The organism is Enterobacter sp. HG048 (assembly GCF_024702055.1).
GTDB classification, from domain to species: domain Bacteria; phylum Pseudomonadota; class Gammaproteobacteria; order Enterobacterales; family Enterobacteriaceae; genus Enterobacter; species Enterobacter dykesii.
The window spans coordinates 585,217-604,363 of record NZ_JANLIZ010000001.1 but is presented as its reverse complement, the minus strand read 5'-3'; the positions used below and the strand labels follow the sequence as shown (position 1 = coordinate 604,363).

Here is a 19,147-nt window from a genome sequence, read left to right as displayed (position 1 = left end):
GGCAGCAGAGCGGGCAGGCCTTAGCGGAACGTTAATAAAAATTCTAACGCCATGACTCTGCAAACATTCTCTGACGCGACTACAGGAGGATACCGCGCTGGCGGCGGCAGGCAAGAGGGCAGGAAAGAAAAACCGCCGGTCCTGTCCACAGCGGTTGCGCTTTTGTGGACAGGATCCCGGCGGTCTTAAGAGAGTGAACCGATTATTCGGTTGGTGCTGGCATTTTACCTTCCATCGCCGGACGTTCTGTCAGACGCTTCTCAAAATTCGCATTAAATTGTTTTTTCTGTTCCGGGGTCAGAATGTTGTAGATCTTGTTCTGGGTTTCCATGTGAGCCAGCATGCGGGCTTTGTGCTGCTCGGCCATTTTGTCGATCTGCGCTTCGGCTTTCGCCTTATCGAAGCTGTCGCTGGCGATGATGTCATGCATCGCACGGCGCTCTTCAAGCGGAGGACGTTTCATCTGGTCGCGTTCACCTTTTCTGATGTCGCGGATCTGCTGCTTCTGCGCATCCGTCAGGTTGAGATCCTTAAACATCATCATCTCGTTGTGCATACCCGGACCTTTATGATGCATCATCATTTTGCCTTCAGCAGGCGCGGCAGGTGCAGTGGTCGCAGTATCTGCGGCGAACGCCATGCTGGTAGCGCCCAGAGCCAGGGTAGAAGCAACAAACAGTGCAGTAAACTTACGCATAATTTATTTCCTTTCTTTCAGTTATTCTTCGGCGCTATGCCGTGTTGACGAGATTAACTTTACGGGGTTTATCGTCAATTAGTCAGAGCAACGGTAAAACAATGAAAGTGTAAAAAACAAATTTTCGCCAAATGTGGAGGAAATAAGGATAAAGCGTGGAGAGTTGCAACAAGAAATATTCAATGCGATGATTTTAAAGAGATTAAGCAGGAGTATAGCGAAGTGAAGATCAATAATAAAGCAATTCACCAGGAATATTCTGCAAAACAAGTGCAAGCGCTTTAATCGTTAAGAAAATTTTTTTACCTCCCCCTCCCGGATGATGAGAGGGGAAAGGTTCAGGATATTTTTTCCAGCATCAATCCGGCACGCAGGCCAAACGCGACGGTGGGGTTAGGGAATAAAACATACTCGGTGGTTTTCTGTACCTCGTAACGCTCCTCGCCATCCTCGGCCAGCAGCGCCCCTTTGCGAAACGGCGTGAAGTTCAGAGTATGCGCGGCCATATGGAGCAGGAAGGCATCGCTGCGGCGCGTGATCTGCTGTACGACCCGATACCGCTCGACGGGCTGATGCGCATGTTCAGGAGCCGTTCCTCCCAGCAGCGCCCGAAGGGCGAGATGCGTTGGCGCAAAGCGAGTGAGATCGTTCTGGCCAAACGGCAGCGCTTTTCCCAGCTCCAGCGTGCAGGACAGCGCAGCGAAACGTTCACAGGTGAAATGGGTAAAGGTTCCGCCCGGCGACTGATGAAAGACCAGCGCCTCCAGCCCGGCGTCACCCAGCCAGCTCAGGAACGCTTCATCCCACGGCTGACTGCGCTGCGGCAGAACGCCGAAGCGGACGTGGTAAGAAGCGCGGATTGCCGTATGCAGATCCAGATGCCAGCGCGCCGGCCCCGCGGCGGCAAAAAACGCGGTCACGAGGTTCTCCAGCCACTCGGCCCGCGCCGTTTCATCGCTCTGGGGAAACTGCGACCAGCGGCCGCCGAACATGCGGTTAATGTCGCTCACCAGATACCGTTTGTTTTGCGCCAGCGCGGGAGGATTGCCGAGCACCACCAGCATGCGGCACTTCAGGGCGATCTCATTGCGGTACAGCGCACGCAGCAGCAGATCGACAATCTCAACGGGTGCGGTTTCATTCCCGTGGAGACCCGTTGAAAGCAGCAGCGACAGATCGCTTTTTACGGTCGGCGTCAGCTCAAGCACCCCGCGCCCTAGCCACCGCCAGCGAAATGAGGGGCCATCCCCCTCTTTCTGTTCCGGCGTCTCATCGGCCAGGGTCAGCGCCAGTAAATTTTCCATATCCACTCCTTTAGCGCTGGAACGGGTAAACCGATCCCAGCTGCAGGATTGTCGATAACGCGTCCAGCGCCTCGCGCCCTTCACGCAGAAGCTGCGGGTCAACCAGATCCGCCTGCGTCAGACGATCCCGATAGTAGCGATCGACCCAGTCATTCAGCCGCGTAAAGAGCGTATCGTTCATCATTACCGCGGGGTTCACCGCCTGCATTTCGTCCTGAGTCAAGACCACGCGCAGACGTAAACAGGCGGGACCACCGCCGTTGGCCATGCTTTCGCGCAGGTCAAACACGCGCAGTTCGTCAATCGGGTTATCGGCCTTGACCAGCTCCGTCAGGTAGCGCCACACGCCTTTATGATCCCGGGACTCCTGCGGCAGGACCAGCATCATGCTGCCATCGTCACGGCTCAGCAGCTGGCTATTGAACAGATAGGTTTCTACCGCGTCCTGCACGCTCACCGCCTCTGTTGGCACCTGGATAGGCGTGAAGCCGCGCACGCGCTCATGCAGCGTGGCGAGCAGCTTCTCCTGATGGGCAAACGCCTGCTCGTGACAGAACAGCACCTGACGGTTAGAAACGGCAATCACGTCGTTATGGAACACGCCCTGGTCAATCACGTGCGGGTTTTGCTGGGCAAAAACCACCTGCGAAGGATTGACCTGGTTCAGGCGGGCAACCGCCTGGCTGGCCGCCAGCGTCTGACGCGCAGGATAACGGGTTGGCGCGGCGTGGCCCCCCTCTTCTCGCCCGTAGATAAACAGCTGCAGGCCCGGGTCGCCATAATCGCCCCCCAGGCGGTTATGGTTGGCCGCGCCTTCGTCGCCAAACATCGCCACCTGCGGCAGAGCCTGATGCACCTCAAAATGGGCGTCATGGTTGAAAATGGCGCGCAGAACGCGCTCGGTGGTTTCCGCTTCGGTGGCGCGGTGGAATTTATTGTTCAGGTTCGCCACCGTCAGATGAACTTTGCCATCCAGCGTGTCGGCTGACGGCGCGACGGTCGCCGCGTTTGCCACCCACATAGAGGAGGCAGAGCTTGCCGCGGAGAGCAGGTGCGGCGTCTGCGTACCCGCTTTTTCTACCACCTGCTCATCGGTACCGCTAAAGCCGAGCTGACGAAGGACAGCCACGTTCGGGCGTTCCTGCGGCGGGATCACCGCCTGCGGGAAACCGGCATCCGCCAGCGCCTTCATCTTCAGCAGCCCCTGCTTCGCCGCCAGCTTCGGGTTCGACACCTGAAAACGGTGCTTCGTCGAGGCTTCATTACCAAAAGAGAGACCGGCATAGTGGTGCGTCAGCCCCACCAGCCCGTCAAAGTTAACCTCACGCGCTTTCATGACGATCCCCTCCGGTAAAATCCAGCCCCGGATTAAGCGTCTCCGGCAGCGTCAGCGCCGGGGTCTCCAGGCTCGCCATCGGCCACGCGCAGTAATCAGCGGCATACCATGCGCTGGCGCGATGGTTGCCCGACGCGCCCACGCCGCCGAACGGCGCGGTGCTCGCGGCCCCGGTCAGCGGTTTATTCCAGTTAACAATCCCGGCGCGCGCTTCCAGCAGCAGCCGATCAAACTTCTCGCGATGCGGCGAAATCAGCCCGCTTGACAGGCCGTAGCGGGTGTTGTTCGCCATCGCAATGGCCGCATCGAAATCGTCGTAACGCCAGACGCACAGCAGCGGGCCAAAGACCTCTTCATCCGGCACGTTGCTTGCGCCGCTCATCTCTACGATGCCCGGCGTCAGCAGCGAGGTGCCCGGCTGAACCTGCTTCGGCTCAAGCAGGGTTTTCCCGCCGCGCGCGACGTGGTCCTGCCAGGCCTTCAGCACGTTCAGCGCGGCCTGTTCGGAAATCAGTCCGCCGATAAACGGCTGCGGGTCGGCATCCCACGCGGCTGGCACCAGACGCGCGCTCACCTCTACCAGACGTTTCAGGAAGACATCCCCCCGTGCGCCCCGCTTCACCAGCAGGCGGCGGGCACAGGTGCAGCGCTGTCCGGCGGTAATAAAGGCGGACTGGATCGTCAGGTGCACCGCGGCGTCGATATCGTCAGGGTCTTCCACAATCAGCGGATTGTTGCCGCCCATCTCCAGCGCCAGAATTTTCTCCGGCTGCCCTGCCAGCTGGCGGTGCAGCTGATAGCCCGTACCGGCGCTGCCGGTAAACAGCAGGCCGTCGATATCGCTCAGCGCGCTCAGCGCCTGACCGGTTTCCCGCCCGCCCTGCACCAGGTTCAGCACGCCCGGCGGCAGGCCGGCCTGTTCCCACAGCTTAACCACCGCCTCGCCGGTTAATGGCGTGAGCTCGCTCGGTTTGAAAATAACGGTATTGCCCGCCAGCAGCGCGGGCACAATGTGACCATTTGGCAGGTGTCCCGGGAAGTTATAGGGGCCAAACACCGCCAGGACGCCGTGCGGCCGGTGGCGCAGCGTGGCCGCGCCGTCCGGCATGTCGGTGTGCTGTTCGCCGGTGCGGGTGTGATACGCCTTCACCGAAATAGCGATTTTGTTGATCATGGCCGTCACTTCGGTTGCCGCTTCCCATCGCGGTTTACTGGTTTCAGACGCGATGATGCGCGTCAGTTCGGCCCTGTTTGCCTCCAGCAGGCCGGCGAACTTTTCAACAATTTCCTGGCGCACGGCGAAAGGCTGTTTTGCCCACGCCGGAAACGCGCGGCGCGCGGCCTGGCAGGCCTGTTCGACCTGCCCTGAGCTGGCGTCATGCCCCTTCCAGAGCACCTCTTTTCCAACCGGATTGGTCTTTACGCGCTCTTCGCCTTCGCCCGTGACCCAGTCACCGTTAATCCATAATGTCATGCTGTTTTCTCCTCAGGGCAGAGACGCACCAGGCGAACCGTATCGCCGGCGTTACATTTCAGGGCATCCAGTTCTGCAGCCGTCAGCACCAGACGTTCACATTTCGGGTTGGTACGCACCAGCATGGCGCGGAAGTTGACGTAATTTTCGTTCGACACCAGACAGGCGGGCCAGTCACCCGGCGCGGGCTGACCTTCAGAGACCTCAACCAGACGGCTTTTACGGATCGCGCGCACGCGGTCGATATCGCACTCAAGCGTTGGGCCGCCGTCAAAGATGTCGACATAGTTCCGGTAGCGGAAGCCCTCTTTCTCCAGCACCGCGCGGGCGGGCGCGGTTTGCGGATGGACTTCGCCAATCACCGCCTGCGCTTCCGGGCTGAGGAAATGGGTGTAGATAGGATGCTTCGGCATCAGCTCGGCAATAAAGGCTTTCTGGCCGGTGCCGCAGAGATAGTCCGCCCGGCTGAACTCCATCGAGAAGAAGCGCTCGCCCAGGCTCTCCCAGAACGGCGAGTAGCCGGTGTCGTCGATTACGCCGCGCATCTCGGCGACCACTTTTTCGTTAAAGCGATCGCGGAAGGCGGCCATAAACATAAAGCGCGACTTAGAGAGCAGATAGCCGTTGCCCTCTTTGCGCCAGGCCGGATCGAGGAACAGCGTGCAGAGCTCGCTGGCGCCCGTGTGGTCATTGCAGAGAAACAGCGTAGGTAGCGCGTTATAGACGTTCAGCTCTTTCGAGGCGTGAACCATGGTGCCGACGCGATAGTTGTACCACGGGTCGTTAAGCCCGACGGCCACTTCGATGGCGCAGATCCCGGCCACGGTCCCCGTGTCGGTGTCTTCCAGCACGAACACATAACCCTGTTCGCTTTTTGGCAACGTCCCCTGCCAGGTTTGCAGGGCGCGCTCGATACGCGCCGACAGCGTTTTTTCATCGGCAGGAAGCGAGGTCAGCCCGCCTCCCGTCTTACCGGCAAGCTGCATGAGCCCGGCGAGATCGCCGCGCTCAACGGGACGGATGACCATCATGATGACACCCCGGATTTCACTTTTTCACACGCCAGCGCAAAACGGTCGAGACCGGTTTGCACCTCTTCCTCACTGACGATCAGCGCCGGCGCAAAACGCACCACGTTGGCACCGGCAATCAGCACCATCACGCCCACTTTTGCCGCTTCCTGTGAAATAAGTTTAGCTTTTCCGGCAAACTCGGCGGTGAGCTCGCAGCCGATTAACAGCCCCAGACCGCGAATTTCTTTAAACAGCCCCGTTTTGCCGTTGATGGCGTTCAGACGTTCAACAAACCAGTCGTGACGCTGCTTAACGCCTTTCAGCACCTCAGGCGTGTTAATGATGTCCAGAACCTGCCCGGCGACGGCGGTTGCCAGCGGGTTGCCGCCGTAGGTGGTGCCGTGGGTACCCACGGTCATTACGCTGGCGAATTTATCGGTGGTCAACGTCGCGCCAATCGGGAAGCCGCCCCCCAGCGCTTTGGCAGTCGAAAGCACGTCCGGCGTCACGCCGTAGTGCATGTAGGCATACAGCTCGCCGGTGCGGCCCACGCCGGTCTGCACTTCGTCGAAAATCAGGACCGCGTTGTGGCGATCGCACAGCTCGCGCAGCCCCTGCAGAAACGCTTTTTGCGCCGGAAGAACGCCGCCCTCACCCTGCATCGGCTCGACGATCACCGCGCAGGTGGTGTCGTTAATCAGCTCGCTGGCGGACTGCAGATCGTTATAGATGCCGTGACGGATATCCGGCGGCAGCGGGGCGAAATCCTGCGAGTAGGAAGGCTGGCCGCCCGCGCTGACGGTAAAGAGCGTGCGCCCGTGGAAGGCATTTTTAAACGCCACGATGCCGCTCTTGTGGGTTCCAAATTTATCGTGCGCATATTTGCGCGCCAGCTTCAGCGCCGCTTCGTTGGCTTCCGCCCCTGAGTTACAGAAAAAGACTTTTTCGGCAAACGTCGCGTCGATCAGTTTTTTGGCCAGGCGCAGCGCGGGCTCGTTAGTAAAGCCGTTGCCGGTATGCCAGAACTTCGCCGCCTGTTCATTCAGCGCCTGACGCAGCGCCGGGTGCGCGTGACCCAGCGCGTTGACCGCAATCCCACCTGCAAAGTCGATATACTCTTTACCCTGCTGATCCCACAGGCGCGAGCCTTCCCCACGAACCGGAATAAAAGCCGCCGGAGCGTAAACCGGCATCATCCATTCATCGAAATTTTCACGCGTAATTGACAGAGACATAGCGACCTCATCCGGTAAATAAAAAGTTATTTGAATGTTAAATAATTGAGTGTTTGCACTGTGAATGTAGATTGCAGCCTTCGTGCCAGCCAGCGATAAAATTGCATAAACGGGTTGAGGTAACAGAATATCAATAAGTTACAATATGGAGTTATTCACTGTTAGTGCATAAAAAGTGAATATTTTTACGACAAGCGGCGCTTTGCCGCATGAAAAGCAGAAAGAGTATGCACAGGCCAAATATAATTCTGGAATTGTGATCGCTCGCGAAATTTATCGGTCATTTACGCCCTGTTTGAGGGCGATGCGCGTCAGAATGGTGCAAATATTGCACCACCGGCATTATCTGTCGCAGTTATTGGCCGAACCCGGTAACAGTTGACCCAAATTCTGCTACCATCCATGCACTATTCACCTTGCACTGGCAGCGACTATGAAATTTGTCTCTTTTAATATCAACGGCCTGCGCGCCCGCCCCCATCAGCTTGAAGCCATTGTTGAGCAACATCAGCCAGATGTGATCGGCCTGCAGGAGACCAAGGTTCACGACGACATGTTCCCCCTCGAAGAGGTGGCGAAGCTCGGCTACAACGTCTTTTATCATGGGCAGAAAGGTCACTATGGCGTTGCTCTGTTGACCAAAGAGACGCCAGTTTCAGTCCGCCGTGGGTTTCCCGGCGATGACGAAGAAGCGCAGCGCCGCATCATCATGGCGGAACTGCCTTCCCCGCTGGGGAACATCACCGTGATTAATGGTTACTTTCCCCAGGGCGAGAGCCGCGACCATCCGACCAAATTCCCGGCTAAAGCCAAGTTTTATCAGGATCTGCAGGACTATCTGACCACCGAACTGAACAAAGACAATCCGGTGCTGATCATGGGTGATGTGAATATCAGCCCGACCGATCTGGATATTGGCATCGGTGAAGACAGCCGCAAACGCTGGCTGCGTACCGGAAAATGCTCCTTCCTGCCGGAAGAGCGTGAGTGGATGAAGCGCCTGCTGGACTGGGGGCTGGTGGATACCTTCCGTACCGCCAACCCGGAAACGCAGGACCGCTTCTCGTGGTTTGACTACCGCTCAAAAGGCTTTGACGACAACCGCGGCCTGCGTATCGACCTGCTGCTCGCCAGTTCGCCGCTGGCCGAGCGCTGCATCGAAACCGGGATCGACTACGATATCCGCAGCATGGAAAAACCGTCTGACCACGCGCCGGTGTGGGCTAAATTCAAGCTGTAATGACGCGTAAGCCTTTTAAAAAATCTTTTCCTGTGCGCCCTTCCGGGCGCATTTATTTTTTCGCTATCAATTATTGACGACCATGCTGAAAACACTCGATGTCGTTGCCGCCATCATCGAAAAAGACGGCAACATTTTACTGGCGCAGCGCCCTGCCCACGCCGATCAGCCGGGAATGTGGGAGTTTGCAGGCGGTAAAGTCGAGGCCGGAGAAACCCAGCCAGAAGCGCTTATCCGCGAGCTGCGTGAAGAGCTGGGTATTGAAGCGCAGCCTGCACAATACGTGGCAAGCCACCAGCGCGAAGTCTCGCAGCGGTTGATTAACCTGCATGCGTGGCACGTTCCTGCTTTTCGCGGCGAGCTCACGGCGCACTACCACAGCGCGCTCGCGTGGTGTACGCCGGAAGAGGCGTTTGGCTACGCCTTAGCCCCCGCGGATATTCCGCTGCTGGAAGCGTTTATTGTTTTACGCGACGCCAGACCAGCGGGTTCGTACTGATGGCGCGCTCGTCGCGCTGGCACTGCAGCAGAATGCCGTCCGCTTTCACAACGGCCCCTTCCGAGTAGTTCTGATTCTGATAGATACAGCACTGATTACAGGGCTGCACCGTTTGATTCTGGCCGCTGGAGCTAAACACTTCCGGGGGCACATTCACTTCCACATCCGGACGAATGCGGTCAGCCTGAGCGCCAGCGGTAAACATCAAACATAACGCGGTCATCACGTAACGGTTCATCGACTTGCCTTCCTGTTGTGTCCTGATATTGACTATAACGGTAAACCAGAGCGGAACCTTTAATTTATCTCTTCATCGCTTTTCGTTATGACGCCCGTCCTCCCATTAATTTCCCTTTCGTCATAAATTTCTGCTTGCCTCACAAAGCGGTACGGGTGGTATAGTCAAAAAAACAACACAAATCGCATAAGTAATACACATAAAATACGATAAGAGGTTCTTATATCTATGGATCAGACACGCTCTCTGGAAAGTTTCCTTGCCCATGTTCAGCAGCGCGACCCTCACCAAAGCGAGTTCGCGCAGGCCGTGCGTGAAGTTATGACCACCCTGTGGCCCTTCCTTGAACAAAACCCGCGTTATCGCCAGATGTCGCTGCTTGAACGCCTTGTCGAGCCAGAGCGCGTGATCCAGTTCCGCGTGACGTGGGTTGACGATCGCAACCAGGTACAGGTTAACCGCGCCTGGCGCGTTCAGTTTAACTCGGCGATTGGCCCGTTTAAGGGCGGCATGCGTTTTCATCCGTCCGTGAACCTGTCGATTCTGAAATTCCTCGGCTTCGAGCAGACCTTTAAAAACGCCCTCACCACGCTGCCGATGGGCGGCGGCAAAGGCGGCAGCGATTTCGACCCGAAAGGCAAAAGCGAAGGCGAAGTCATGCGCTTCTGCCAGGCGCTGATGACCGAACTCTACCGTCACCTCGGCCCGGATACCGACGTTCCTGCCGGTGATATCGGCGTGGGCGGACGTGAAGTGGGCTTTATGGCCGGGATGATGAAAAAGCTCTCCAACAACAGCGCCTGCGTCTTTACCGGCAAGGGACTGTCGTTTGGCGGGAGCCTGATCCGCCCGGAAGCGACAGGATACGGCCTGGTTTACTTCACCGAGGCGATGCTCAAGCGTCACGGTTTAGGCTTTGAAGGTATGCGCGTCGCGGTGTCCGGCTCCGGTAACGTGGCGCAGTACGCTATTGAGAAAGCGATGCAGCTTGGCGCTCGCGTGGTGACCGCCTCTGATTCCAGCGGCACGGTGGTGGATGAAGCGGGCTTCACGGCAGAGAAGCTGGCGCGCCTGTGTGAAATCAAAGCCAGCCGCGATGGCCGCGTGGCGGATTATGCCCGGGAGTTTGGCCTGACCTACCAGGAAGGGAAACAGCCGTGGAGCGTTCCGGTGGATATCGCCCTGCCGTGCGCCACGCAGAACGAGCTGGATGCGGACGCCGCGCGTACCCTGATTAGCAACGGCGTAAAAGCGGTGGCCGAAGGGGCAAATATGCCGACCACCATCGATGCGACGGACCTGTTCCTGGAAGCGGGCGTGCTGTTTGCGCCGGGCAAGGCCGCTAACGCGGGCGGCGTGGCGACCTCCGGCCTCGAAATGGCGCAAAACGCCGCGCGTCTCGGCTGGAAGGCGGAGAAAGTGGATGCGCGCCTGCACCACATCATGCTGGATATTCACCATGCCTGCGTGGAGTACGGCGGCGAGGCATCGCAAACCAACTACGTGCGCGGAGCGAATATTGCCGGGTTCGTGAAGGTGGCGGATGCGATGATTGGGCAGGGTGTGATTTAAGGTTTATATCGTGCGGCCGGGTACCCTCACCCTGGCCCTCTCCCACAGGGAGAGGGAGAAAACCGGGCATATCAGGCCGCGCTCTTTTTCTTCTTGAACGGTTTCTTCGCGCCGCTACCGGGGGCAACCATCCCTCTGAACGTTTTCACCGGCGTGCTGCGCGCCTGATCGATCAGCTGGTAAAGCGTCCCGACCAGCGGCTGCATAAAGTCCTGATAGCGACACTGCTTCTCGCTGATCTGCGTCAGCACCGATTCCCAGTGCGCGGTCATGTCCGGCCTGGCGGCCAGCTCCGGCAGAGAGTGGATTAGCGCCCGGCCCGGTTCCGTTGAGTGGATATAGCGCCCTTTTTTCTCCAGGAAACCGCGCTTAAAGAGCAGCTCGATGATCCCCGCTCGCGTCGCTTCCGTCCCCAGACCGTCGGTGGCGCGCAGGATCTTCTTCAGATCTTTATCCTGCACAAACCGGGCGATACCGGTCATCGCCGACAGCAGCGTCGCATCAGTGAAATGGCGCGGCGGCTGGGTCTGACGTTCAACCACTTCGCCCTTCTCGCACAGCAGTTCGTCATCTTTGGCGACCACCGGCAGCGGCGTGCCGTCGTTCTCCTCGTCGCGCTCTTTGTTACCGAGCAGCGTGCGCCAGCCCGCTTCCGCAAGGAAACGCGCTTTGGCGATAAACTTGCCTTTGGCAATCTCAAGCTCAATCACGCACTTACGGAATACCGCGTCCGGGCAGAACTGCATCAGGTACTGACGGGCGATCAGGTTATAGACCTTCGCTTCGTTGTCGGTCAGGTTGACGCTGCTGGCGCGCGCAGTCGGAATAATCGCGTGGTGGGCATCGACCTTTTTGTCGTCCCAGCAGCGGTTATGGGTGTCCGGGTTCACCGCCGGCTGCGGGAGCAGATCCGGCGCGTGTACGCCGATGGCGTTCATCACCGAATGGCGTCCGGCAAAGTGCTCTTCCGGCAGATAGCGGCTGTCCGAACGCGGATAGGTGATGAGCTTATGGGTTTCGTAGAGCTTCTGGCAGATATCCAGCACGTTCTGCGCGCTCAAGCCAAACTTTTTGGCCGCCTCAATCTGAAGAGCAGAAAGCGAAAACGGCAGCGGCGCAGGTTCTGATTCCCGTTTATCGTTATAGCTGGTGACGATAGCCGACTGGCCGGTAATGCGGTTAACCACGTGATCCGCCAGCGGGCGGTGCAGCAAGCGCCCCTCTTCATCCTGGTACGATTCGCAGGCGTCGCTCGGCTGCCAGACGGCGGTAAAGCGCTCGTCTTTAGGCGTGACGATATGCGCTTTCACCTCAAAGAAATCTTTGGCGACGAAGTTCTCAATCTCTTCGTCGCGACGCACGACCAGCCCCAGCACCGGCGTCTGCACGCGCCCCACGGAAAGTACGCCCTGATAGCCCGCGTTGCGCCCGAGGATGGTGTAGGCGCGGGTCATATTGATGCCGTACAGCCAGTCGGCGCGGGCGCGGGCTAATGCCGAGACGCACAGCGGAATAAACTCGCTGTTGGCGCGCAGGCGCGAGATCGCCCGCTCGACGGCCTGCGGGTTGAGGTCGTTTATCAGGCAGCGCTGCACCTGCTGGCGCTTTTCAGGCGCCAGCTCCAGATAGTCCAGCACTTCATCCACCAGCAGCTGCCCTTCCCTGTCCGGGTCACCCGCATGCACAATTTCAGCGGCCTCATGCAGGTAACGCTTGATCACGTTGAGCTGTTTAGTGACGGAGGGACGGGGCTGCAGCCGCCATTTTTCCGGCACGATGGGCAGATCGTTCAAATTCCAGCGGGCGTAGCGGCTGTCATAGACGTCCGGCTGCGCCTGCTCAAGCAGGTGACCGATACACCAGGTGACCACCTGCCCGTTACCGCATTCGATAAAGCCGTCGCCCTTGCGATGCGGCTTAGGCAGCACGTCGGCGATGGCACGGGCCAGGCTCGGCTTTTCGGCAATAAACAACCGCATCGAATTAACGGATCTCAATCATCGGACGACCGCCGCGCGCGGTCACCAGCTCGCCGATCGCCGTCAGGGTAATGCCGAACTCGGCGGCCGTGGCCTGAACCTCGGCTTCGGATTCCGGCGTCACCGCCAGCAGCAGGCCGCCGGAAGTTTGCGGATCGCACAGCAGGTTGCGCCACTCTTCAGGCATTTCGCCCATCAGGTGACCGTAGCTGGCGAAATTGCGCTGGGTACCGCCCGGGACCGCGCCCTGAGCAATATACTCCTCCACGCCCGGCAGCTTTGGCACGTCCTGATACCAGACCTGCGCCTGAACGCCCGCGCCCTGACACACTTCAGAGAGGTGCCCCAGCAGACCAAAACCGGTCACGTCGGTCATCGCCTTCACGCCGTCGATATTGGCAAACGCCGCACCGGCGAGGTTCATCTGGCACATGACTTCGGTTGCCAGGCCTTTGTGCTCCGGTTTCAGCAGGGATTTTTTCTCGGCGGTGGTCAGCACGCCAATGCCCAGCGGCTTGGTAAGGAACAGCTTGCAGCCCGCCTGCGCGGTGCTGTTGCGCTTCACGCGCTCGGTCGGCACCACGCCGGTGACGGCCAGGCCGAAGATAGGCTCCGGCGCATCGATAGAGTGACCGCCGGCCAGGGCAATCCCCGCCTGCTGGCAGGCAAAACGACCGCCATCAATCACCTCGCGGGCAACTTCCGGCGGGATGGTGTTGATCGGCCAGCCCAGAATGGCAATCGCCATGATCGGCTTACCGCCCATCGCGAAGATATCGCTGATGGCGTTGGTGGCCGCAATGCGCCCAAAGTCGAACGGGTTGTCGACGATCGGCATAAAGAAGTCGGTGGTACTGATAATGCTGGTGCCGTTACCTAAGTCATAAACTGCAGCATCGTCACGCGTTTCGTTGCCGACAAGCAGGTTCGGGTCGACAAACTTCGCCTGTTCACTGTGCAGGATGGTCTCCAGCACTTTCGGGGAAATTTTACAACCGCAACCGGCTCCGTGGCTGTACTGCGTTAAACGAATGGTTTGCTCGCTCATGGACGTCTCCTGTCATCTCAATCGCGCTATGGTAGCGCTCATTCCATAAAGAGGTAAGTATGACTGTCTGAATTCTGCGGCAGATGCTCAGAATCCAGACAGTTTAGCGTGCGTGATCAGAAACGGCTGACGAAAGGCGTGGTGTCCGGAATGCTGATGGTGCTGGAGGCTTTAAGCTGCGGGGTGCCGAGATAAAGGAAACCGACAATTTTGTCATGTTCGCCACAGGAAAATCCTGCCCGAACGGCTGCGCTCTCCGTCAACGGCCCGGTACGCCAGATACCGTTAAAGCCCTGCGCGACGGCGGCCATTTGCATCGCCATCACCGCACAGCCCGCAGACATTTCCTGTTCCCAGACCGGCACCTTATGGTCGGCCTGACATTTTGCCACGACGGCGATAATCATCGGGGCGCGGAACGGGGCATTGCGCGCCTTGTCGATACCTTTCTCATCCTGACCGGCGGCAACCGCGCCCTGCTCCAGCAGCTGGCTGAAACGATCGCGGCCTTCGCCTTCAATCACAAAGAAGTGCCACGGCTGCAGCGTGCCGTGATCGGGGGCACGCATGCCGGCACGCAGAATGTTCTCCAGCTGCTCGCCTGCCGGGGCAGGTTCGGCCAGACGGGAAGCGCTACGGCGGTTAACAAGCAGTTCGAGTGCGTCCATTGGTTAACTCCTTTCTTGAAATTTACTCACAAAATTAACACGACGGCAGATTTTGTTACAGCCTGGCAGGCGATTCCTGCTGACAAGTGGCGGTTGGGTCATTACGATAACCCAACATTACCGTCCAGTGGCGACGGAAACAGTCATTTTCTGGTTAGGGAGAATACATGCGAACCCTTTGGCGAATCATTGCCGGTTTCTTTAAATGGACGTGGCGACTGCTCAACTTCGTCCGCAACCTGGTGATGAACATCTTCTTCATCCTGTTGGTTCTGGTTTGCGCGGGCATCTGGATGCATATCAGCAACGCGAATCAGGCGCAGCATTCGACTCGCGGGGCCCTGTTACTCGATATCACCGGCGTTATCGTTGATAAACCGTCCGCCAGCAACCGACTGGGGGCAATCAGCCGCCAGCTGTTTGGCGCGACGTCAGACCGCCTGCAGGAAAACTCCCTGTTCGATATCGTCGATACCATCCGCCAGGCCAAAGACGACCGCAACATCACCGGGATCGTGCTGGATCTGAAAGATTTTGCCGGAGGCGATCAGCCTTCAATGCAGTACATCGGTAAAGCGCTGCGCGAATTCCGCGACAGCGGCAAGCCGGTGATTGCCGTGGGCGATAGCTACAGCCAGGGGCAATACTACCTGGCGAGCTTCGCCAATAAAATCTGGCTCTCTCCGCAAGGTACGGTCGATCTGCACGGCTTTGCCACCAACGGCCTGTACTACAAGTCGCTGCTCGACAAGCTGAAGGTCACCACCCACGTCTTCCGCGTCGGCACGTATAAATCCGCCGTCGAGCCGTTTATCCGCGACGACATGTCTCCTGCCGCCCGTGAAGCGGACAGCCGCTGGATTGGCGAGCTGTGGCAGAACTATCTCGGCACCGTTGCCGCCAACCGCCAGATTACGCCTGAACAGGCGTTCCCTGGCGCGAAGGGCGTGCTGGATGGCCTGCGTAAGGTTGACGGTGATACCGCGAAATATGCGCTGGATAACAAACTGGTTGATGCCCTGGGCACCAGCGCCGAGATTGAAAAATCCCTGAGCAAACAGTTTGGCTGGAGCAAAGAGGACAAAAACTACAGCGCCATCAGCATGTACGATTACTCGGCGAAAAAGCCGGATGACAGCGGTGATAGCGTCGCGGTGGTGTTTGCCAACGGCGCCATCATGGACGGTCAGGAGACCCCAGGCAACGTGGGCGGCGATACTACCGCGTCACAAATTCGCGATGCTCGCCTGGATCCAAAAGTGAAAGCGATCGTCCTGCGCGTGAACAGCCCTGGCGGCAGCGTCAGCGCCTCCGAGGTGATCCGCGCTGAACTGGCCGCGGCACGCGCCGCCGGCAAGCCGGTGGTTGTATCCATGGGCGGAATGGCCGCCTCCGGTGGTTACTGGATCTCAACGCCAGCCAACTACATCGTGGCTAACCCAAGCACGCTGACCGGCTCGATCGGTATCTTCGGGGTGATCAACACCGTAGAGAACAGCCTGGATTCTCTGGGCGTGCATACCGATGGCGTAGCCACCTCTCCGCTGGCGGATGTGTCGGTGACCAAATCCCTGCCGCCGGAAGTCTCTGAGATGATGCAGCTCAGCATTGAGAACGGCTATAAGCGCTTTATCACTCTGGTGGCGGACTCGCGTAAAAAGACGCCAGAGCAGATCGACCAGATCGCGCAGGGCCACGTCTGGACCGGCCAGGATGCGAAGAGCAACGGTCTGGTCGACAGCCTGGGCGATTTCGATGACGCGGTGAAGAAAGCCGCCGAGCTGGCGAAGCTGAAGCAGTGGCATATCGAGTATTACCAGGACGAGCCGTCGTTCTTCGATATGGTCATGGACAGCATGTCCGGCTCGGTACGCGCCATGCTGCCGGAGGCGATGCAGGCTTACCTGCCTGCGCCGGTCGCCACGGCAGCGAAAGCGATGAAGGCAGAGAGCGATAAGCTCGCGGCCTTTAACGATCCACAGAGTCGTTACGCGTTTTGCCTGACCTGCGCTAACGTCCGTTAAAAACCGTCCCCTCTTCCCGCGAAGAGGGGATTTTTTTCTTTTGAAGAACAAGAACTCACTACCATGCAGAAGAAATCGATTTATGTAGCCTACACTGGCGGTACCATCGGTATGCAGCGCTCTGAAAACGGCTATATCCCTGTCTCCGGCCACCTGCAGCGTCAGCTTGCGCTGATGCCGGAATTCCACCGTCCGGAAATGCCTGACTTCACCATCCACGAATACGAGCCGCTGATGGACTCCTCCGACATGACGCCGGAAGACTGGCAGCACATCGCGGATGACATTAAAGCTCATTACGACCAGTACGACGGCTTCGTGATCCTGCACGGCACCGACACCATGGCGTTTACCGCCTCGGCGCTCTCCTTCATGCTGGAGAACCTGAGCAAGCCGGTTATCGTCACCGGGTCGCAAATTCCGCTGGCGGAGCTGCGCTCGGACGGGCAGATCAACCTGCTGAACTCCCTGTACGTGGCGGCGAATTACCCGATTAACGAAGTGTCGCTGTTTTTCAACAACCGTCTGTATCGCGGCAACCGCACCACCAAAGCCCATGCCGACGGCTTTGACGCCTTCGCCTCCCCTAACCTGCAGCCGCTGCTGGAGGCCGGGATTCATATCCGTCGTCTGGGTACGCCGCCTGCGCCGAACACCGCCGGCGAGCTGATCGTGCATCCGATCACTCCGCAACCGATTGGCGTGGTCACTATTTACCCGGGTATCTCCGCTGACGTGGTGCGTAACTTCCTGCGCCAGCCGGTGAAAGCGCTGATTCTGCGCTCCTATGGCGTAGGCAACGCGCCGCAGAACGGCGAATTCCTGAAAGAGCTCCAGGAAGCTAGCGAGCGTGGAATTGTGGTCGTGAACCTGACCCAGTGTATGTCCGGTAAAGTGAATATGGGCGGCTATGCCACCGGCAACGCGCTGGCGCACGCCGGGGTTATTAGCGGCTTCGATATGACCGTTGAGGCAACGCTGACTAAACTTCACTATTTACTGAGTCAGGATCTGGACATTCAGTCCATTCGCAGCGCGATGATGCAAAACCTGCGCGGCGAGCTGACCCCGGACGAATAAGGAGTACTCATGAAGCAACGCGCCCTGCTACTGGTCGATTTGCAAAATGATTTCTGCGCGGGCGGTGCGCTGGCCGTCGCCGAAGGTGACAGCACCGTTGACGTGGCAAACACGCTGATTGACTGGTGTAAAGCCCGCGGTGAAGCGGTTGTCGCAAGCCAGGACTGGCACCCGGCGAACCACGGCAGCTTTGCCAGCCAGCACGACGTCGAGCCTTTCACTCAGGGGAAACTCGACGGGCTGGCGCAAACCTTCTGGCCGGATCACTGCGTACAGCAGACGGAAGGCGCGGAGCTGCATCCGCTCCTGAACCAGAAAGCCATCGACGCGGTGTTCCATAAAGGTGAAAACCCGGCTATCGACAGCTATAGCGCGTTTTTTGATAACGGGCATCGCCAGAAAACGGCGCTGGACGCGTGGTTACGTCACCATGAAATCACGGAGCTGATCGTGCTGGGCCTGGCGACGGATTACTGCGTGAAGTTTACCGTGCTGGACGCGCTCCAGTTGGGGTATACCGTCAGCGTCATCACCGACGGCTGCCGCGGAGTGAACATTCAACCGCAGGACAGCGCTCAGGCGTTTATGGATATGGCTGCGGAAGGCGCAACGCTGTATACGCTCGAAGACTGGCTGGAAACGCAGGCGTAGTCTTTTACGCCCTCTCCCTGTGGGAGAGGGTATCAAGCTGCACCGTTATTGCATTTTCATCGTCGCAATCGGCTTCGGCGTGATGCCAAAATCTTCTTTCAGCTCGCGCTTGCTCTTCATCACCATCTGGCCCTGGGTGTCGATGGTCATATGCTGCGCGTCGGTGTTATGGCGCGCCTGCCACAGCATTACCAACTGCAAACTGTTCTCTTTTTGCTCCGGCGTCAGCGCAACGCCGTCGGGCCATTTTCCCAGTTCTACGGCGGTCACCAGACGCTGATAAATCTCCGGCGTCATGCCGCTAATCATGTCATCAATATTCACACTCGCGCCCTTTCAAAGGAATAATTTGCTGAATCGTTTTTTCAACCCTTAATCTGGTCACCGTTTTCATCATCGGTGAAGCTCATTGAGGCTGAATTTACGCAGAAACGCTCGCCCGTAGGCTGTGGGCCATCCGGGAAGACGTGCCCAAGGTGCGCATCGCAGTTGCCGCAGCGAATTTCCGTACGCACCATGCCGTGCGACGAGTCGGTCAGGTAGCGGATGGCTTCATCACTCACCGGCTCGTAGAAACTCGGCCAGCCGCAGCCAGAATCAAATTTCGTTTGTGAATTGAACAGCGGAGCATCACAGACCAGACAGTGGTACACGCCGTCTCGCTTGTTGTGCAGTAAACGCCCGGTGAACGGCGGTTCCGTTCCGTGATTCTGCGTCACGTAAAACTGCATTTCTGTGAGGTTTTTTTTCAAATCGTCAGGGTTACGTTGGTTCGACATATGCTTACATCTCGCTGTAGAAACAGACATCTTTTAACCCCGATTCTAACAAAACATTAACACCCTTGCGTGCACTTTTGTTCTAAACTTATGTGTCGCGAATAAGCGGTCAGGCAAATGTGATCACGTTCACATTTTTATCCTGCGAGGACTTTAAAATCCCGGCTCAGCCCCCATATGGGTGCAAGCTCAAAGGGAAAGTGAGGCGAGTCAGTCGCACAAACGTTAGTCACAGGATTGATTTGTCGCAATGATTGACACGATTCCGCTTGACGCTGCGTAAGGTTTTTGTAATTTTACAGGCAACCTT

Annotated in this window: 18 protein-coding genes; 6 read left to right on the top strand and 12 right to left on the bottom strand. The window is 58.1% G+C overall.

Translation table 11 applies throughout. The features are described from left to right. Window positions 1–202: 202 nt before the first annotated feature. The 6 genes from spy to NUX24_RS02930 form a co-directional block, all read right to left on the bottom strand. Window positions 203–697, bottom strand: a complete 495-nt coding sequence (gene spy, locus NUX24_RS02955; RefSeq protein ID WP_047651943.1) for an ATP-independent periplasmic protein-refolding chaperone Spy — start codon at window positions 695–697, stop codon at window positions 203–205. Between the two features lie 338 nt (window positions 698–1,035). After that, window positions 1,036–2,001 carry a succinylglutamate desuccinylase gene (astE, locus tag NUX24_RS02950; RefSeq protein WP_257829820.1) on the bottom strand — a complete coding sequence of 322 codons (966 nt, stop codon included), beginning with the start codon at window positions 1,999–2,001 and terminating at the stop codon, window positions 1,036–1,038. Window positions 2,002–2,011: 10 nt separating this feature from the next. After that, window positions 2,012–3,337: an N-succinylarginine dihydrolase gene (astB, locus tag NUX24_RS02945; protein ID WP_047651940.1), complete on the bottom strand. Its 1,326-nt coding sequence runs from the start codon at window positions 3,335–3,337 to the stop codon at window positions 2,012–2,014. Then, window positions 3,324–4,811: a succinylglutamate-semialdehyde dehydrogenase gene (astD, locus tag NUX24_RS02940; RefSeq protein WP_257829819.1), complete on the bottom strand. Its 1,488-nt coding sequence runs from the start codon at window positions 4,809–4,811 to the stop codon at window positions 3,324–3,326. The genes astB and astD overlap by 14 nt, the downstream gene beginning before the upstream one ends. Further along, entirely contained in the window at window positions 4,808–5,842 is a 1,035-nt protein-coding gene (astA, locus tag NUX24_RS02935) for an arginine N-succinyltransferase (RefSeq protein ID WP_257829818.1), read from the bottom strand. The genes astD and astA overlap by 4 nt, the downstream gene beginning before the upstream one ends. Next, window positions 5,839–7,059, bottom strand: coding sequence for an aspartate aminotransferase family protein (locus tag NUX24_RS02930; protein ID WP_257829817.1), 1,221 nt, complete (start codon window positions 7,057–7,059; stop codon window positions 5,839–5,841). The genes astA and NUX24_RS02930 overlap by 4 nt, the downstream gene beginning before the upstream one ends. 433 nt (window positions 7,060–7,492) lie before the next feature. Here NUX24_RS02930 and xthA point away from each other — a divergent pair, with 433 nt between their 5' ends. Then, the gene (xthA, locus tag NUX24_RS02925; protein ID WP_257829816.1) at window positions 7,493–8,299 is read left to right on the top strand and encodes an exodeoxyribonuclease III; all 807 of its coding nucleotides are present in this window, start codon (window positions 7,493–7,495) and stop codon (window positions 8,297–8,299) included. A gap of 82 nt (window positions 8,300–8,381) precedes the next feature. Next, window positions 8,382–8,798 carry a pyrimidine (deoxy)nucleoside triphosphate diphosphatase gene (locus NUX24_RS02920; protein ID WP_047651935.1) on the top strand — a complete coding sequence of 139 codons (417 nt, stop codon included), beginning with the start codon at window positions 8,382–8,384 and terminating at the stop codon, window positions 8,796–8,798. On the opposite strand, the gene NUX24_RS02915 is transcribed toward NUX24_RS02920, so the two are convergent. Next, the gene (locus NUX24_RS02915) at window positions 8,758–9,036 is read right to left on the bottom strand and encodes a DUF1496 domain-containing protein (RefSeq protein ID WP_047651934.1); all 279 of its coding nucleotides are present in this window, start codon (window positions 9,034–9,036) and stop codon (window positions 8,758–8,760) included. The genes NUX24_RS02920 and NUX24_RS02915 overlap by 41 nt on opposite strands. 228 nt (window positions 9,037–9,264) lie before the next feature. Here NUX24_RS02915 and gdhA point away from each other — a divergent pair, with 228 nt between their 5' ends. Beyond that, window positions 9,265–10,608, top strand: coding sequence for an NADP-specific glutamate dehydrogenase (gdhA, locus tag NUX24_RS02910; RefSeq protein ID WP_126328300.1), 1,344 nt, complete (start codon window positions 9,265–9,267; stop codon window positions 10,606–10,608). Window positions 10,609–10,679: 71 nt separating this feature from the next. On the opposite strand, the gene NUX24_RS02905 is transcribed toward gdhA, so the two are convergent. From NUX24_RS02905 to NUX24_RS02895, 3 genes are all read right to left on the bottom strand, one after another. After that, on the bottom strand, window positions 10,680–12,587 hold the full coding sequence (locus NUX24_RS02905; RefSeq protein WP_257829815.1) for a DNA topoisomerase III: 1,908 nt from the start codon (window positions 12,585–12,587) through the stop codon (window positions 10,680–10,682). A 4-nt stretch (window positions 12,588–12,591) separates the two neighbouring features. Beyond that, window positions 12,592–13,635 carry a selenide, water dikinase SelD gene (selD, locus tag NUX24_RS02900; RefSeq protein ID WP_008500702.1) on the bottom strand — a complete coding sequence of 348 codons (1,044 nt, stop codon included), beginning with the start codon at window positions 13,633–13,635 and terminating at the stop codon, window positions 12,592–12,594. A 116-nt stretch (window positions 13,636–13,751) separates the two neighbouring features. Further along, window positions 13,752–14,303 (bottom strand): NAD(P)H nitroreductase, encoded by a 552-nt coding sequence (locus NUX24_RS02895; protein WP_047651927.1) that lies wholly within the window; start codon window positions 14,301–14,303, stop codon window positions 13,752–13,754. A gap of 167 nt (window positions 14,304–14,470) precedes the next feature. Here NUX24_RS02895 and sppA point away from each other — a divergent pair, with 167 nt between their 5' ends. From sppA to pncA, 3 genes are all read left to right on the top strand, one after another. Further along, window positions 14,471–16,327, top strand: coding sequence for a signal peptide peptidase SppA (gene sppA / locus NUX24_RS02890; protein WP_047651925.1), 1,857 nt, complete (start codon window positions 14,471–14,473; stop codon window positions 16,325–16,327). Between the two features lie 63 nt (window positions 16,328–16,390). Continuing rightward, window positions 16,391–17,407, top strand: coding sequence for an asparaginase (gene ansA, locus NUX24_RS02885; protein WP_008500705.1), 1,017 nt, complete (start codon window positions 16,391–16,393; stop codon window positions 17,405–17,407). Window positions 17,408–17,416: 9 nt separating this feature from the next. After that, on the top strand, window positions 17,417–18,058 hold the full coding sequence (pncA, locus tag NUX24_RS02880) for a bifunctional nicotinamidase/pyrazinamidase (protein WP_257829814.1): 642 nt from the start codon (window positions 17,417–17,419) through the stop codon (window positions 18,056–18,058). Window positions 18,059–18,103: 45 nt separating this feature from the next. Here pncA and NUX24_RS02875 read toward each other — a convergent pair whose 3' ends face one another. Further along, window positions 18,104–18,367 carry a YeaC family protein gene (locus NUX24_RS02875; RefSeq protein WP_244997183.1) on the bottom strand — a complete coding sequence of 88 codons (264 nt, stop codon included), beginning with the start codon at window positions 18,365–18,367 and terminating at the stop codon, window positions 18,104–18,106. A gap of 56 nt (window positions 18,368–18,423) precedes the next feature. Next, window positions 18,424–18,837: a peptide-methionine (R)-S-oxide reductase MsrB gene (gene msrB / locus NUX24_RS02870; RefSeq protein WP_008500710.1), complete on the bottom strand. Its 414-nt coding sequence runs from the start codon at window positions 18,835–18,837 to the stop codon at window positions 18,424–18,426. Between the last annotated feature and the right edge of the window lie 310 nt (window positions 18,838–19,147).

Excerpts from the sequence above, each read along its gene's own strand:
- NUX24_RS02875 (WP_244997183.1), bottom strand. The coding sequence starts at position 18,367 with ATGATTAGCGGCATGACGCCGGAGATTTATCAGCGTCTGGTGACCGCC.
- pncA (WP_257829814.1), top strand. The coding sequence starts at position 17,417 with ATGAAGCAACGCGCCCTGCTACTGGTCGATTTGCAAAATGATTTCTGC.
- sppA (WP_047651925.1), top strand. The coding sequence starts at position 14,471 with ATGCGAACCCTTTGGCGAATCATTGCCGGTTTCTTTAAATGGACGTGG.
- NUX24_RS02920 (WP_047651935.1), top strand. The coding sequence starts at position 8,382 with ATGCTGAAAACACTCGATGTCGTTGCCGCCATCATCGAAAAAGACGGC.
- astB (WP_047651940.1), bottom strand. The coding sequence starts at position 3,337 with ATGAAAGCGCGTGAGGTTAACTTTGACGGGCTGGTGGGGCTGACGCAC.
- NUX24_RS02915 (WP_047651934.1), bottom strand. The coding sequence starts at position 9,036 with ATGAACCGTTACGTGATGACCGCGTTATGTTTGATGTTTACCGCTGGC.
- astE (WP_257829820.1), bottom strand. The coding sequence starts at position 2,001 with ATGGAAAATTTACTGGCGCTGACCCTGGCCGATGAGACGCCGGAACAG.
- astA (WP_257829818.1), bottom strand. The coding sequence starts at position 5,842 with ATGATGGTCATCCGTCCCGTTGAGCGCGGCGATCTCGCCGGGCTCATG.
- astD (WP_257829819.1), bottom strand. The coding sequence starts at position 4,811 with ATGACATTATGGATTAACGGTGACTGGGTCACGGGCGAAGGCGAAGAG.
- xthA (WP_257829816.1), top strand. The coding sequence starts at position 7,493 with ATGAAATTTGTCTCTTTTAATATCAACGGCCTGCGCGCCCGCCCCCAT.
- NUX24_RS02905 (WP_257829815.1), bottom strand. The coding sequence starts at position 12,587 with ATGCGGTTGTTTATTGCCGAAAAGCCGAGCCTGGCCCGTGCCATCGCC.
- msrB (WP_008500710.1), bottom strand. The coding sequence starts at position 18,837 with ATGTCGAACCAACGTAACCCTGACGATTTGAAAAAAAACCTCACAGAA.
- NUX24_RS02930 (WP_257829817.1), bottom strand. The coding sequence starts at position 7,059 with ATGTCTCTGTCAATTACGCGTGAAAATTTCGATGAATGGATGATGCCG.
- gdhA (WP_126328300.1), top strand. The coding sequence starts at position 9,265 with ATGGATCAGACACGCTCTCTGGAAAGTTTCCTTGCCCATGTTCAGCAG.
- ansA (WP_008500705.1), top strand. The coding sequence starts at position 16,391 with ATGCAGAAGAAATCGATTTATGTAGCCTACACTGGCGGTACCATCGGT.
- NUX24_RS02895 (WP_047651927.1), bottom strand. The coding sequence starts at position 14,303 with ATGGACGCACTCGAACTGCTTGTTAACCGCCGTAGCGCTTCCCGTCTG.
- spy (WP_047651943.1), bottom strand. The coding sequence starts at position 697 with ATGCGTAAGTTTACTGCACTGTTTGTTGCTTCTACCCTGGCTCTGGGC.
- selD (WP_008500702.1), bottom strand. The coding sequence starts at position 13,635 with ATGAGCGAGCAAACCATTCGTTTAACGCAGTACAGCCACGGAGCCGGT.